General features: G+C 42.7%; 12 protein-coding genes and 2 pseudogenes. 6 read left to right on the forward strand and 8 right to left on the reverse strand.

What is annotated here, in order from left to right; genetic code table 11:
* Positions 1–183, forward strand: a pseudogene (locus IM322_RS17660) (IS5/IS1182 family transposase); the annotation flags it as partial.
* 51 nt (positions 184–234) lie between these two features.
* Positions 235–663: pseudogene (locus tag IM322_RS17665) on the forward strand (IS4 family transposase); the annotation flags it as partial.
* Between the two features lie 187 nt (positions 664–850).
* On the opposite strand, the gene IM322_RS17670 reads toward IM322_RS17665, so the two are convergent.
* The 8 genes from IM322_RS17670 to IM322_RS17705 all read right to left on the reverse strand — a co-directional run bounded on the left by IM322_RS17670 (position 851) and on the right by IM322_RS17705 (position 10,943).
* Positions 851–1,552 (reverse strand): bluetail domain-containing putative surface protein, encoded by a 702-nt coding sequence (locus tag IM322_RS17670; RefSeq protein ID WP_287673279.1) that lies wholly within the window; start codon positions 1,550–1,552, stop codon positions 851–853.
* 116 nt (positions 1,553–1,668) lie between these two features.
* Positions 1,669–2,874 (reverse strand): glycosyltransferase, encoded by a 1,206-nt coding sequence (locus IM322_RS17675; RefSeq protein WP_287673281.1) that lies wholly within the window; start codon positions 2,872–2,874, stop codon positions 1,669–1,671.
* Between the two features lie 21 nt (positions 2,875–2,895).
* Positions 2,896–4,104 carry a DegT/DnrJ/EryC1/StrS family aminotransferase gene (locus IM322_RS17680; protein WP_287673283.1) on the reverse strand — a complete coding sequence of 403 codons (1,209 nt, stop codon included), beginning with the start codon at positions 4,102–4,104 and terminating at the stop codon, positions 2,896–2,898.
* A 54-nt stretch (positions 4,105–4,158) separates the two neighbouring features.
* On the reverse strand, positions 4,159–4,755 hold the full coding sequence (locus tag IM322_RS17685) for an acyltransferase (protein WP_287673284.1): 597 nt from the start codon (positions 4,753–4,755) through the stop codon (positions 4,159–4,161).
* A 37-nt stretch (positions 4,756–4,792) separates the two neighbouring features.
* Positions 4,793–6,301, reverse strand: a complete 1,509-nt coding sequence (locus IM322_RS17690) for a glycosyltransferase (RefSeq protein WP_287673286.1) — start codon at positions 6,299–6,301, stop codon at positions 4,793–4,795.
* Positions 6,302–6,316: 15 nt separating this feature from the next.
* The gene (locus tag IM322_RS17695; RefSeq protein WP_287673288.1) at positions 6,317–8,770 is read right to left on the reverse strand and encodes a class I SAM-dependent methyltransferase; all 2,454 of its coding nucleotides are present in this window, start codon (positions 8,768–8,770) and stop codon (positions 6,317–6,319) included.
* Between the two features lie 540 nt (positions 8,771–9,310).
* Positions 9,311–10,255, reverse strand: coding sequence for a PhzF family phenazine biosynthesis protein (locus IM322_RS17700; protein ID WP_287673289.1), 945 nt, complete (start codon positions 10,253–10,255; stop codon positions 9,311–9,313).
* A gap of 214 nt (positions 10,256–10,469) precedes the next feature.
* Positions 10,470–10,943, reverse strand: coding sequence for a hypothetical protein (locus IM322_RS17705; RefSeq protein ID WP_045358069.1), 474 nt, complete (start codon positions 10,941–10,943; stop codon positions 10,470–10,472).
* 61 nt (positions 10,944–11,004) lie between these two features.
* Between IM322_RS17705 and IM322_RS17710 the strand changes: the two genes are divergently transcribed.
* From IM322_RS17710 to ligA, 4 genes are all read left to right on the forward strand, one after another.
* Positions 11,005–12,327 carry an aminopeptidase P N-terminal domain-containing protein gene (locus tag IM322_RS17710; protein ID WP_286826124.1) on the forward strand — a complete coding sequence of 441 codons (1,323 nt, stop codon included), beginning with the start codon at positions 11,005–11,007 and terminating at the stop codon, positions 12,325–12,327.
* 111 nt (positions 12,328–12,438) lie between these two features.
* The gene (locus IM322_RS17715) at positions 12,439–13,002 is read left to right on the forward strand and encodes a Uma2 family endonuclease (RefSeq protein ID WP_287673292.1); all 564 of its coding nucleotides are present in this window, start codon (positions 12,439–12,441) and stop codon (positions 13,000–13,002) included.
* A 23-nt stretch (positions 13,003–13,025) separates the two neighbouring features.
* Positions 13,026–13,592 (forward strand): Uma2 family endonuclease, encoded by a 567-nt coding sequence (locus tag IM322_RS17720; protein ID WP_287673294.1) that lies wholly within the window; start codon positions 13,026–13,028, stop codon positions 13,590–13,592.
* A 14-nt stretch (positions 13,593–13,606) separates the two neighbouring features.
* Positions 13,607–15,625, forward strand: a complete 2,019-nt coding sequence (gene ligA / locus IM322_RS17725) for an NAD-dependent DNA ligase LigA (protein ID WP_287673295.1) — start codon at positions 13,607–13,609, stop codon at positions 15,623–15,625.
* The last annotated feature ends 288 nt before the right edge of the window (positions 15,626–15,913 follow it).

The following is a 15,913-nucleotide window of genomic DNA, read 5'->3' on the forward strand; positions in this document are numbered from 1 at the left end:
ACATCGGAAACAGCCATTGCTATTACTTTTTTAGTTATCAATCTTTCCACCCTGCTTCGGCAGGTTTTTTGGGCTTTTTTATGTCTGAAATGGAAAAACCGCACTTTTTCTGGGTCAATGATGACAATAAGTTATAACTTAGAGATTAATCAACAACTAAAGCTTATGCTTTTAGCTAAGTGAAATCCTTGATTAAGAGACCTGTACTTTTCAATAACTTTTTCAGCAAACCCTAGTTATCGCTGGTTGATAGAACGCTATCATTTTGTTTTAAAAAGTGGTTGTGGATTAGAAAAACTGCAATTAGAAACGGGTCGGAGAATTGAGATGGCCTTAGCTACCTATTCAATTGTAGCTTGGAGATTACTTTGGTTAACTTATCAAGCACGCTTACACGGAGAGGAGAGTTGTGAAAGTTTTTTGGAAGAACATGAATGGCAATCTTTGTGTGCCACTATTCAGAAAAAGAGTCCGCCACCTGAAAAGCCGCCCTCCTTGGCCGGAAGCAGTCAGAATGATTGCTTCTCTTGGGGGGTTTTTAGGTAGAAAAGGCGACGGTGAACCCGGTGTTAAAACTATTTGGTTGGGACTGCGAAGGTTACATGATATCAGCCAGACTTGGAAACTATCTCATCAAATTAGTCCCCCATAGAACCCCCTTGAGCCATTTTGCACACTTTTCTCTTTTTGTCAAATTTTATGTTAAGAAAGATGTGACTAATGGATAGACTAGGGAAGGGAGGGAGACCCTCCCTTTTATCGTTCCAGGGTAGAACCCTGGAACGAGATAAAAAAACGCCCTTAACCAAAGATAAGAGCGTTTCCATAGAGATTATAGGATTGCTGAATCCTAGACAAAGATAAAGTTTCCTGTGGTAGGAGTGACACTCAGAGTTCCAGAAATACCCGAAACATTGACTAAGAAGTCATCAGCATTGCTCACCGCACCAGCATTATTATTCGCATAGAGGTAAGTTCCAGCGGCAAGACCAGCAGAAACGGTCACTAAAGCCGCTTGCAGTGTGGCATTAGTAGAGGCGGTAATCGCAGTAATACCAGCAAAGACACCATTAATATCAGCTGCTGTAGCAACGGTCTGAGCCGTGTTGATTTTGACGGTCGTATTAGCAACAAAGTTAAGACCATTGAGGAAGTTGTTTGCGCCGGTTGCAAATTGGAATTGATCTCCACCCACACCAGCAACAAAGTCTGCGATGCGATCAACATTAGCAGCGCCAGCATTTTTGGCAAAACCGCCACCGTAGATAAATTGATCAACTCCCGCCCCACCGGTCAACGTATCTTGTCCTGCACCACCAGTCAAAATGTCGGAGCCACTACCGCCCGTGATACCGTAATTTTGGGCGGAGCCAAATAATGTGTTGACAGCCGCAGGCGATGAGCTTGCCCCTTTGATAATTGCACCGTTCCCAGTCCCTGCTGACGTCAGAGCTATCAGATTTTTAGGGCTAATTGTGCATCTGCTGGGCAAACAAATTAGCCTGTAATTCAGAGCCGGCAATCGTTTTGACGATTTAGATAAAATTTTCAATGTGACAGTTGAGGGTGCGGAATGTGGGTAACAAGTAACGAAGAGCCGATTTTTTTTGAGTTAGCCCTTGACAATCAAGACAGTAGCTACTCTAAACCAACCCTTTTACGCCAAAATTACCGATATTTCGGATCGACGAGACGGAAAAATAATTTGAACTTAAACCAAGCGTTCCGTAGTTTCCAAAAACGGCTACTTTCTAGCACAGAGAGCTTTTCTTCTAGAAAAGCGATCCTGTTTATAGCCCGCCCTAGCTCGGCATCTCGCTCTTGATAATCGCGTTGGGTTTTAGAAAGTTCTGCTTCTAATTCCCGATTTGTATCGACACTAACGAGGTTAAAAATATCCTGTTGACCCATTAACTGAATGAGGTCGATGAAATCAAACTCTAGTCGTTCTTTAATTGCGCCTTTAATCGAGGAATTTTCTTTTAAAAGACTATAAAGAATATCGATCGCAAAAGCTCGATGGGATAAAGTCCCCGCCTGTAAAGCGACTTGAACCAGAAAAAAGAGAACGATATCGGGAATTTCTTCGGTTACTTTATCGAGTCGATCAAAAAAGATTTTCGTAAAATCCCCTATGAGATTCGGATGGATGTAGTTGGCGAGAATCTGCTTAAATTCTAGACCAGAGCGGATCCTAGCGTCGAGTCTACTACCGCTCGCGTTCGCTTGATGCTGACGGACGCGAAACTTGAGTAAATTTTCTGGCAAGATATAAATCTCGTACTGACTACAAACTCTAATCCAGAAGTCAAAATCTGGAAGTTGGGCGAAACGGGGATCGTAGAGGCCGATCGTTCGGTAACACTCTTTTCGGATTAGCGCGCTGGGATGACAGAGGCAATTCCCCCGGTAGAACAGATAATTTAACCATTCCCAGCGATTCCGATTCGGCTGAAGGAAAATATTCGTATAAAAATGATCTTCTTCTTGAAAATCTTGTCCTTCTTCATCGATAATTTTCGCAAAACTTAAAACCGCTCCATAATCGGGATGCGCCTCTAAAAAAGCGACCTGTTTTTCCAGTTTATCCTCGACAAAAATATCGTCGGAGCTTAACATAGCGATGTATTTGCCCCGCGAGTGTTCGACACAATGATTAGCCGCCTCGCAAGCCCCCCGATTTCGACCGAAACAGAAGAGTCGGATTCTCGGATCGGTAAAGTTTTTAATCACCTCCACCGTATTATCCGTCGAGCCGTCATCGGTGATCACGATTTCGAAATCCTGATAGGTTTGCCGTAAAACACTATCGATGGTTTCCGCGATATATTTATCGTGGTTAAAAGAAGGAATAATAACACTCACTTGCGGCATATTCGATGTTTAAGGGGGTTTTTATAGAACGGAGAGCGAGGAAGATTCGATTCTATCGGATATTTCTTGACCCTGATCGACCACTGTTCGGATGATCTGACAGATTTTTTGAATCATCGGGCAATCAACCGCAGTTCCCGTGGGCATAATTAACACTTTACTGGCGATTTTTTCCGTTTCTGGTAGTAACAAACCCGCGTGGGGGAAGTAAGAACGATAGGGTTCCATGCGATGACAGCCTGGATAAAAATAGCGGCGGGCGATGATATTTTCTTCGTGGAGAATTTTCAATATCCGATCACGGCTAATCCGGGTTATCGACTCCTCTACTTCGAGAACGATATACTGATAATTACAAGTCTCGGTTTCATCGTAAGTATACAGGGAAACCCCTGCTACGTTCGCTAGTTCCTGTTGATAGGTTCGGTAGTTCCTTTGATTCGTGGCGATAAATTCGTCGAGCTTTTCTAAAGAAGCCAGTCCCATGGCGGCGGAGACCTCGCTCATCTTTCCATTCGTGCCGATATAGACCACGTTATCGTAACCGGCGAACCCGAAATTTTTCATCAGACGAATTTTTTCGGCTAGTTCATCGTTATTGGTAACGACGGCTCCCCCCTCGAAGGTGTTCACGAATTTTGTCGCATGAAAGCTGAATACTTCCAGGTCTCCAAAATTGCCGATCGCTTGTCCCCGATAAGAACAGCCGAAAGCGTGGGAAGCGTCGAATATTAATTTCAGATCGTGTTGTTCGGCGATCCGTTCGAGAATATCGATCTCGCAGGGCTGTCCCCAGAGATGCACCCCGATAATTCCCGTCGTCCGCGGGGTGATCATCGCTTCTACCCGCCAAGGATTCAAAGTATGGGTTATCGGATCGATATCGCCAAAAATCGGGGTGATCTGTTGCCATTGCAAGGCGTGAGCGGTGGCGATAAACGTAAAAGAAGGAACGATTACCTCTCCCGTTAATCCGAGGGCGCGGATGGCGATCTCGATGGCGATCGTACCGTTGCACATCACGATACAATGTTTTACCCCTAGCCGTTCGGCGATCTCTGCTTCTAGGCGCTGGACGTAGGGGCCGTTATTCGAGAGCCACCGTCGATCAAGTAATTCGTTGACGAGTTCTAAAAATTTTTCTCGATCGCCGATATTCGGGCGCCCCACGTACAGATTTTCAGTAAAAGCGGGGGTTCCCCCGAAGAGAGTTAACTCGTCAATTTTCATCTATTTCACCCCTCGAATCATGATTCTTTGAATTTTACCTAAAAAAACTCGATTTTACAACGGAGAGCCAGAATTTTTCGGTATATAATTTCCGTTACGATCGTATAAGTCTCGCCGGAGCGCTGACTCTAATTCTAGGATTTTTTCCTTCGGTCTAGGGCGAATAATTCGAGCGGGAGAACCAGCATAAATCATCCAAGGTTCGCAATCATGTTTAACGAGAGAATTCGCCCCGATCGCCACTCCTTCCCCGATCGTCACATCTGGCAAGATCACGGAATTCGCGCCGATGATTGCGTGTTTTTTGATATGAACAAAAGAGCGCGTGGGAAGGCGGTAGGGATAGGGAACTGCCGAGTTAGTCAGAGATCCCCCCACGTAATCATCGTTACCGGTAAAGAGTCGAATCCCCCCAGAAAGCGTGGTGAAATCTTCCATGATTAACTCTCCTCCCCCAGTGATCGATGTAAAGGAAGAAATATGAATAAAACTACCGAGAATTGTTCGTTTTCCCCCCATGATAAAAACGAAGTCATCAATGATTACCGAATCGCCGATCGAAATTACTTCCGGGTCGATAATTTTCGCCCCCGACCAGATCGTAACATCTTGACCGACCGACGCTAAACCTAAACTACCCGCTTGATTCATAGCAACTGTAACGCTTTATTTTCAGAAGATGCGATTATTAAATTAATTCGTCTTTACCCAAACCTATAGACTTTTTAATCTTAAACCAAGCTTGACGCATTTTCCAAAACTTACTGGTTTGCATTGCCTCGACAGTCGTGTTCAGTTTTTGTAATTCCTGTTGTTGAGCGGCGACCGTTTTTTCTAATTTAACTAGATCCTGCGCTACAAAGGGATCGGCGACTGGCTCGCTTGCCGCGCTCGATGATGTGCTGTCTAGAAGATACCGATCGGGAACCCCATACTCGATCGAACTAATATTTATATCCCCTTGCCGAGCACGATAATTTTGATAGATTGTCAGGAATTGATCGAGAGCTTGACGGGCGCTGAATTTATCTCGAGCGATTTCCCTAGCGCGTGAACAGATTTCCTCGATCTCTTGCGGTTTTTGAGCGTAATATTCTAACGTTTGGATTAAATCTCGCTCTAAGTCTTGGAAAAAGACAATACTTTGCCCATGAACAAATTCTTGTTCTAGAACCTGATTCGGTGTGGTTAGCACCAAACAATTTGCGTACATTGCGCTGATTACTCTCTCGTGAAAACCGCGATAGTGGGGAGTTGGACAGAGACAGATTTTTGTTTTCGCTAAAGTCTGTTGAAATTCTTGGAAAGAAACGGGCGGAATAATCTTCGTATCGGGATGGGTAGATAATTCGTAAGGAACCTCGTTCGTCATAATAGTCAGAGGTACTTCTTGTAAATTCTGCAATATTATCTGCCTTCTGCGGAATTTAATATAACCCGAAACACAAGCCAAAAGATTTCTATGCCAGTCAATTTCTAAATTAAATAACAAGCCGTTACTAATGAAACCTTGATTAATCCAGTCCAGACAATCACTTCTTAAATCTAACAAAAAATTATCTACAATAGAGTCAAAAATCTTTTTGGCAAGGACAATTTCTTTTTGACATATATGGAAAAAATGCTGATAATATATGTCGGGATTTACGAGTGTTGCCGAAAATAAAATATCGATTTCTTTATCTGTGAACTTATGATCATTATGCTCGGTATAGCTACCAGGACAAAATCCTGAATAAAAATAGATATTTCTTGTTTTCTTCAAATTTTGGAAAAGTTTAGATACACTAAAATAGGAGTGGTCTGTATACAGGTATATCCTGCCTCGGAAACTCGCTCTTGTATGCTCCCACATTTCCGAAATAAATGGAGGATCGGAGAAGGAGGTTATATAGGGTTTATCTGCGTATTCAAAGAGTGAAACCGAGCGCTCGTTATCGAGGGAGAGTGATAGATCGTTCCCGAACCCATTCAATCCGAAGAAAAACAAAACATCTTTGTCTTTCGCATACGTTAATAAATTTTCTCGCCAGCGATCACCCCCGACATCGAGTGAGCAGAGATTAATACAGTGGTAGTCGCAAGCTTCCGCCATCGCCGAGTAATACAGATCGTTGTGAAGATAGCTATCAAGGGATTTCTGGGCTAGATAGACAATTTTTTTGTGTTTAATACTGGCAGAGAAGGAGTTATTCATAAATTTAGCGTTGTATTATGTTTTCGTCAGAGCTTCTGAAATTAGGCGCAGTCTAGGCTCCATTTGATTTTCGAGCTTGAAAATCTTTCGAAATGAGTGCTGACCTATACGGGATAACTCGTACAAAGCTTGAGGATTGTGATAGTACCGACTGACGAGCGTGCAGATTGCTTCGATATCTCTAGGAATAATAACGATATCCTCACCGTTTTTAAACGCAATATTCTGATTGACCGTATCCGTACAGAAAACAACGGTTCCACAAAAACCCGCTTCCACGCAACACCCAGTAGGAAAGCCGTCAATAAAGCTTTTCTTCACCTCAGGCATAATATAGTGTAGAGGGATATTCGGCGACATAATAATATCCATGTTTGCATAAAATTGAGGAAACCAATCCGTAGTTCGAGTACCGTAAAATTTGATATTGTCTTTTAATTCGCTGACCTCAATATCCTTTTCATCAAAATTTCCCACTACGTGAAATACGATATTACTGCCGTGAAGATTATAGAGAATTTTCGCCACTTCGATAAACACATCATAGCCCTTATTTAAGCCCCGAATCATATACTTGTGGGCGACAAAACAAATATCGAAGGTCTCTTTATTGAGCTTATAGTATTTTTTATCGAGCTGATCTGGGATGATAGTTTCGATCGAGGTAACTACTCCATAGATCAATTCTACCTGATCTGGAGTACACATTTTCTTATTGATTAAGTAATCGCCGATATATTTTTGAGTGACGATCACTTTTTGGAAATATTTAGAGGAACAAACTCGAAATAGCTTTTTATCTGATTCCTCGTCGTCCGGAATAAAGCCACCACCTGGATATAGGGTAAAAATAAAAGGAATTTGGGATTTTTCGATCAGATCGATAAAGTTGAAAGTGTTATTCAAAAAAATCAAGTAAACTAAACGCCCTCTTAGAATCGGCATCAAGTCAGAGGAAAACTCGAACACTCTCGACTTAAACTGAGGATAATATTCAAGGTAGTCTTGAAGGACTTCTTGAAAACTCCTGGTATCGTTTAAATATTTAAACGACGTTCCAGTAGAATACACAACCGCGTTCGGATATCTTGCTAGATAGGTATTATACTCGGCGATTCTAAATGCGGAAAGAAGATGAGGGAAAATATCGTCTAAAATAATAATCCGATCATCGGCGAGCGCAGCGAATCTTTCCTTCGGATCAGTGGTTAACCTGGTGACTTTACCTTTGAGTTTACTGGCAACTGCTCGGACTATTCCCACATCTTGATGATGATCTAGCCCTAGCCGTTGACGTAGATCGAACCATCGCTTCCGTAGCCGCCAGAATTTACTTTCCTCCATCGCCCCGATCGTCTCGCGCGCTAACGCGAGGGCATTTTGGTTCTCGATCACCTGTCTGCGTTCGTATTCCAGTTGTCCCCAGGTGTACTCCAGTTGGCTCTGGGTTTCGGTTAGTTGTTCTTTTGTTCGTTCCAGTTCTTCCTCCGCCCGTTCTAGGCACAGACACGAGTGATCGAGTTCTTCTTGAAGTAGCGAGATGTGTTCTTGGTTCTCGATCACCTGTCTGCGTTCGTATTCCAGTTGTCCCCAGGTGTACTCCAGTTGTCCCCGGGTTCCGGTTAGTTGTTCTTTTGTTCGTTCCAGTTCTTCCTCCGCCCGTTCTAGGCACAGACGCGAGTGATCGAGTTCTTCTTGAAGTAGCGAGATGTGTTCGCTGTGTTTTTTCTGTAACGCTTGAAACTCCTGGAATTCTAGATAAGCGGACTCGATTCCCACCTTCAATTCCCGTTTCTTTTCCTCGTCTAACTCGGTATCGTTATAGAAAACCGCCCAACTACTGAATTGCTCGACCCGCTCGAAGAGTAGAGTACATTTCGACGCAACGGCGCGATAGGCTGGCTCCACCGACGGCCAACGGATATCGTCGAGAACTATAAATCCTGTTTTTTTGACTCTCGGTAGATATAAATCCACGTCGAGCATGACGTGATCGGTATCGTGATTGCCATCGATATGGAGCAGATCGAAGAAAATTTCGTTTTCCGTAAAATAGGAGATCGCCCGCTCCGAGGTATCTCTTAAAACTTTCCCCCGTAGCCCGAACTCGAATTTATCGATCAGGGCGAGTACCTCATAGTAAATTTTTTCAAAATCCAAGCATTCGATAAACTCTTCTACTATCTCTTTAAGCGAATTGGGCAGATCGTTCTGCATCGCTTCTCCGTTCAGGTAGGGATCGATCCCGTACCCTGTCCCCTTCGTAAACTGGGTATGCGCTAGTAGTTGAGGAAGGAAAGACGCACCCCGATAGATACCTATCTCTACCGATGTATTGAGGTTGTATCGAGCGATTAACCAAGCAAGTAAGCACGCTTTGTGTAGCGGGCATTTTCCCCCGATATCTCCGACAATTTCTTCTTGAATCTTCTTGATCTCTAGGCTTAATCGCCCGATACTTACTTCCATAATTGATTGGCCATTCTTGTTTCCGTTTGGAAGGAATTGTCAGGAAGAAGAATAGGGATAATCTTCCAGTTCCAACTCAGGTTTAAATTGCACCAATAAAGTGCGCCTAATTGATTCGTGAACGGTTAGACTATAGAAGTCAGGTGTCGCACGACGGCAACCAGGAGGTGTTTACATTTCATTCCAGTGTACTAGATACACCTTAACATAATCCTTCATTTGGTATCTGATAGTCAAGACATTTTTGGTCGTGATTTGGTAGTATTAGTCTGTCAAAGCTATAATAAGGGACAATAGGAGGGGTAAATTCAGCCTGATTTGTCAAGACCTCGGTAGTTAAACTATAATTTCCTCTTGCCTACTACACCGTCATCAAGATAACTGCCGTTTTTTTCTTGGTTATCTCTCTATAAATTTTATATTTTTGGATATACCCTGTCAAGTTCATTCTCATCCATCCCACAAAAACGAGATTGATCCCTGCAAGGCTTAATGTTTTAATATTGTTCATCTCCTTTTTACTAACTTCGGCAACCGCTCTCACCATGACCTTTTTATATCGCTTTTTGTTTCCCCATCAGGAATTATCATCTTGCCTTGGCAGACTAGAACTGATGCACCACCTACGCAAACTTCCGTAATGTCACGGTGGTTTTTCTGAAACTTTAATTGTAAACTGCTGGGTCTGCCCATTTCCACTCCTTGGATTATTGTCCATTGATTCACCCCTTCCCTAGAAGATTCTAAGGCCCCTAAGTAACCTGCTAAAGCGGCCACAGCCGAACCGGTAGCCGGATCTTCCATAACTCCTAAACCGGGGGCAAACATTCGCCCATAGAGACGAGATTGCGGTGATTCTGGGTCAAAACAGCAGACAAAAAGGGAATTAGCGGCGGATTGGGCGAGTAAAGATGACCAGAGGCTTAAATTAAGTTTGATTCTCCCTAAAGTTTCCCGATTTTGCACGGGGATGAATAAAAAAGGGAGACCGCAGGAAAAGGCGCGGGGGGGATAACCGGGTAAGAAATCGGCAACGCTTAGGGAAAGAATCGCCGCTAAATCATCGAGAGCATAAGTATCGGTCACTAATTCTGGCAATTGTGCCACTTTTAACTCACTATAGACGGGTTTTTCCCCGTCCCTGCTAATTTTTACCGGTACTAAACCGACTCCTTCCTCCAGATAAATCGTGGTTTCTTGGTGGGGGGGAATAGCAGCGATTAGGGCTAAAATATAGGCTGTGCCGACGGTAGGATGACCAGCAAAGGGTAATTCGGTACTGGGGGTGAAAATCAGGACTTTTTTAGTGCCTTGGGGCGTTTCTGGCGGAAAAACGAAGACTGTCTCCGAGAAGTTAAATTCGGCGGCGATTTTTTGCATCTGGGTGCGGGTTAATCCAGATGCTTCCGGAAAAACCGCCAGGGGATTACCGCCAAAAATGCGATCGCTAAAAACATCGGCGGTATAGTAGGAATAGGTAGGCACGCGGGGAATAGGGCAACAATTATCGGAGAATTTTCTTATCTTACACCTATTTTCACCAGTTACCGCCCCGGCGCTCTGTCTAGGGATAGATTCTCCTTGTCAGTCCTGTTGGTTTCTATTAAGAAATAATTAAAATACAGAGTTTTTCATAAAGATAAGGTATGTCTTGATAGGGCATCGTCTCGGAGTCTCCTAATAACTGCTATAGGCTCTACTACTTATTCGGTTCTAATCTGGCTAATAAACTGACTAACTTATCTCTGACGGAATTGTGAGTGTATTCGTCTTCAGGGTGAGGTTTTTGATTGGGTTGTTGAAAATAGGGACGTTCCCCGTATAATTGTCCCCATTTCACATCGACTCGGTGTACTAATTCATAGAGTAATTCTTGATTGTCTAAAATTTCTTCTAGGATTAACTGTAAAGCTTGAACAGGATTATCTAAATTTTGACTGACTTTGGTTAATTCTTCATCAACGATAAGCTGTAAAATTATCTGCAAAGCTCCCGAAGAATCCCCTAAATTAGCGGCAATAAACTGTTTAATTTCAGTCTTTACCTGCACTAATTTGGGGACAGGAGATTCCCCTTTGAGGAAATCCGCCCCCTCTTGAGCGATAAAATCTGCTAGGGTAAACTCGCGCCTTTCGATGATATCTTGGGAAAAATCCGGTTCTTCAGGTGTCATAAACTAAAAAGATTAGCGATAATAGAATCTAAGACTTATTGTGACATTTTTAGGAATATCTATGGGCATCGATCGCAGAGAGTTTCAGCACCGTCGTCAGCAGGTAATGGAAAAAATCGGCAATGGAACCGCAATTTTTCGCAGTGCGCCCATGGCGGTCATGCACAATGACGTAGAATACACCTATCGTCAGGATAGTGACTTTTTTTACCTGACAGGATTTAATGAACCGGATGCGGTGGCGATTTTAGCACCCCATCACCCCGAACATCAGTTTATCCTGTTTGTGCAGCCAAAAGACCCAGAAAAAGAAACTTGGACCGGCTATCTCCACGGTGTGGAAGGAGCAAAGGAGATTTTTGGTGCTGATGAGGCCTATTCTATCCAAGAATTGGAGGAAAAATTACCCCAATATCTCGAAAAAGCCGAACGAATTTATTATCATCTCGGACGGGACAAAACTTTTAATACAAACGTTCTTAATCACTGGCAAAAATTAATCGCTACTTTTCCCCGTCGCGGCACCGGACCGACTGCTTTAGAGGATACTAATTTTATTCTCCATCCTTTGCGCTTACTGAAAACCGAGGCCGAATTGGACAATATTCGCAAAGCAACCGCTATTTCGGCCCAGGCACATAATCGCGCCAGAGAATTCACCAAAGTTGGTCACTATGAGTATCAAATTCAAGCGGAAATTGAGCATACTTTTCGCCTAGAAGGGGGTATGGGTCCTGCTTATCCTTCTATTGTTGCTAGTGGTGCTAATGCCTGTATTCTGCACTATATCAACAATGATCGCCAAGTACAAGAAAATGAGCTTTTGTTAATTGATGCCGGTTGTGCCTACAATTACTATAACGGTGATATTACCCGCACTTTTCCCGTTAATGGTAAATTTACCCCCGAACAAAAAATTATCTATGAAATTGTTCTAGAAGCTCAATTAAAGGCGATTGAAGTGGTAAAAACTGGTAATCCTTATAATCTTTTTCATGACACAGCCGTGAGGACAATTGTGGAAGGATTAGTGGATTTAGGGCTATTGGTCGGCCCCATTGATGAGATAATTAAAGAGGAAAAATATAAGCCTTTTTATATGCACAGAACCGGCCATTGGTTAGGATTAGATGTCCATGATGCAGGAGGTTATAAAGTTAACGAAGAAACTTGGCAAACTTTGCAGCCCGGTCATGTTTTAACCGTGGAACCGGGGATTTATATCGCTCCCGATATTAAACCTGCTGAAGGACAGCCGGAAGTGCCGGAAAAATGGCGGGGTATCGGTATCCGTATCGAAGATGATGTGTTAGTTACTGCCACAGGAAATGAGGTTTTAACTGCAACAGTTCCCAAAAAAGTTGAGGATATCGAATCTAAGTAAAAAGCTAGGTGTTAAAAATTGTCAGATTCCCCCTAACCCCCTTATTAAGGGGGATCAAAGGCAAAATTTATCTTCAAAGGAGATTCAATTAAGTTTTTTCTAGAGATTATTATGGTTGTCACCAAAGAAAAATTATATACCTTTGCGGAATATTTAAATTATCGGGACTCCACAGATAATAAATACGAATTATTTAACGGAGAATTAATTTTCATGGCTCCCGCTAGTGGCTTTCATGCTTTGATACTTAGAGCTATATTTAAGGTGTTAGAAAGGGAAATAGAGAGGCTACAATTAGACTGGCAAGTTATGCCCGCTACGGTGGGAATTCGCACCGATAAAGCTAAATCGAGAATTCCAGATTTAATGATTTTAACTGCCGAACAATGTCAAGAGATTAGAAATATGACCACAGCAGTAATTGAATTTCCTCCCCTGTTAGTTGTAGAAATTGTTAGGCCCAGTAATGCCGATGATGACTACCGTTATAAGCGTTCAGAATACGCAGTGAGAGGCATTCCTGAATACTGTATTATCGATCCTATTGCTCTAAAAATATCAGTTTTAACACTGATTTCGGGATTTTATGAACTGGCAGAATTTAACAACAAAGATAGGATAATGTCGGTAACATTTACCGATTTAGAATTAACTCCTCAAATGGTCTTTGAATAGTAAAATATTGGCGGGAGGTTATCATGATTGCTACCCAACAAAAAATATATACCTTTACAGAATATTTAAATTATCAGGACTCCACAGATAATAAGTACGAATTATTTAACGGAGAATTAATTCCCATGCCTCCCGCTAGTGGCTTTCATGCTTTAATTCTTGCCTTTCTTTATGATTATTTAATAGCAGAAATTAAAAGATTAAATCTAACTTGGAAAGTTATGCCCGCTACGGTGGGAATTCGCACCGATAAAGCTAAATCGAGAATTCCAGATTTAATGATTTTAACTGCTGAACAATGTCAAGAGATTAGAAATATGACCACAGCAGTAATTGAATTTTCTCCCCTGTTAGTTGTAGAAATTGTTAGGCCCGGTAATGCCGACGATGACTACCGTTATAAGCGTTCAGAATACGCAGTGAGAGGCATTCCTGAATACTGTATTATCGATCCTATTGCTCTAAAAATATCAGTTTTAACCCTGATTTCGGGATTTTATGAACTGGCAGAATTTAACAAAGAAGATAGGATAATATCGGTGACATTTCCCGATTTACAATTAACTCCTCAAATGGTATTTGCCCAGTAGCATTATTAACGATTATGACTATCCCCTTAGAAATCCAACAACGTTGCCAACAACTAAAAACAGAACTACAAAGAGCCAGTTATGCTTATTATGTTCTCGATGATCCTTTTATACCCGATAGCGTTTATGATCAACTTTATCGGGAATTAGAGGACATAGAAAAGCGTTATCCTCAATTAATCACCACCGATAGTCCCACCCAAAGAGTCGGGGATAAAATCTCTAGTCAATTCGTTTCTGTTCGTCATAATATTCCCCTGTATAGTCTCGAAAATGCCTTTAACCTCGAAGAATTAAATAAATGGGGCAGCCGTTGGCAGAGATATGTAAATGAAACCCAAGACACAAAATATGTGTGTGAACTAAAAATCGATGGTTCTGCATTAGCTTTAACCTACGAAAACGGTTTTTTCGTCAGAGGTGTTACTAGAGGAGATGGAGTCACTGGTGAAGATATTACCCCCAATGTGCGGACAATTCGCTCTATTCCTTTACGCTTAAATATAGATAATCCCCCAGCAATTGTGGAAGTGCGCGGCGAAGCTTTTTTACCCCTCGATACCTTCGATAAAATCAATCAAGAAAGAGAAGAAAAGGGTGAATCTCTCTTTGCTAATCCCCGCAATGCGGCAGCAGGAACCCTACGACAACTAGATCCGAAAATAGTTGATAAAAGACGCTTACAATTTTTTGCCTATACCCTGCATTTAGACGATAACAATATCACTACTCAATGGCAATCCTTAGATAGATTAGAAACCATGGGATTTCTGGTTAATCCCCACCGTCAACTCTGTCCATCCCTGCAAGAAGTGGCGCAATACTATCAAGATTGGCAAGAAAAACGTCATCAATTAGCCTACATGACCGATGGTGTCGTAGTCAAAATCAACGATTTACAGCGACAAAATCGGTTAGGATTCACTCAAAAATTCCCCCGGTGGGCAATCGCTTTAAAATATCCTGCCGAAGAAGTCCCCACAGTAGTTAAAGATATTATCGTTAATGTGGGACGCACTGGCGCAGTTACACCCATGGCGGTGATGGAACCGGTACAAGTCGCAGGAACCACCGTACAAAGGGCTACTTTACATAATAGCGATCGAGTGGCCGAATTAGATATCCGCATCGGTGACACGGTAATTATCCGCAAAGCCGGGGAAATTATCCCAGAAGTGGTGAGAATCCTGCCCGAATTGCGTCCTCCCCAGACTTTACCCTTCCAGATGCCCACTAATTGCCCTGAATGTCAATCTCCCCTAGTTCGTCCGGTGGGGGAAGCGGTGACGCGCTGTGTCAATAGTTCCTGTCCGGCGATTTTGCGGGGAAGTGTAGTACACTGGGCTAGTCGCGATGCCCTCGATATCCGGGGATTAGGGGAAAAAGTGGTGATTTTGCTGATTGAACAGGGATTAGTTACCGCCATTTCTGACCTCTACAGCCTCGAAAAAACAGAAATTGCCAAATTAGACCGAATGGGCGAGAAATCAGCCTTAAATTTGATTACAGCTATGGCTCAGAGCAAAAATCAAAGCTGGTCGAGGGTACTTTATGGGCTAGGAATTCGCTATGTGGGCAGCGTTAACGCCAAAATTCTCGCCGAAAGTTTTCGGACTGTGGAGGAGTTAGCTAACGCCAGCGTGACTAATTTAGCCTCTGTCTATGGTATCGGTGAAGAAATCGCCCAATCGGTCTATGATTGGTTTAGAATCGAGGCTAATCGTGATTTAGTCGCTAAATTACAGGCAGCGGGTTTACAATTTGCCGCAGCAGCAAAAACCACCACCACTAAAGCCACCTTAGCAGGGAAAACCTTTGTGATTACTGGCACTTTACCAACTCTCAAACGGGAGGAGGCCAAAGAATTAATCGAAAAAGCTGGGGGGAAAGTGACGGGTTCTGTCAGCAAAAAAACCGATTATTTAGTGCTAGGAGAAGCGGCGGGTTCTAAGCTAGAAAAAGCCCTAGAATTGGGCATTACTCAGCTAACCGAAGCACAATTACTCGAATTAATCGAAGTCGGAAAAGTCTAGTAAAATCTGGATGGATTATTTCATCAACATAAAAGACAAGTTCATCCTTAAAAAATATCAACCGAACTGGGCGATAAACCTGATTTAATCCAGAAACAAACTCATCAGATAAACAGTAAATTTCTAACGACGAGAAAAGTAACATTATACAGGGTAATCGCATGTTGATAGAGTTCTCAAATTCCGAGGAGTTAGGTCTAAAATTCGATGGGCAACTCAGGCTTTGACCTGCACAAGGCGACCGAATCTCTGGTTTTGCCAGTCATTATGGCCTAACAAACCCCGAAC

It is taken from the genome of Microcystis sp. M109S1 (assembly GCF_020247025.1).
Taxonomy (GTDB): domain Bacteria; phylum Cyanobacteriota; class Cyanobacteriia; order Cyanobacteriales; family Microcystaceae; genus Microcystis.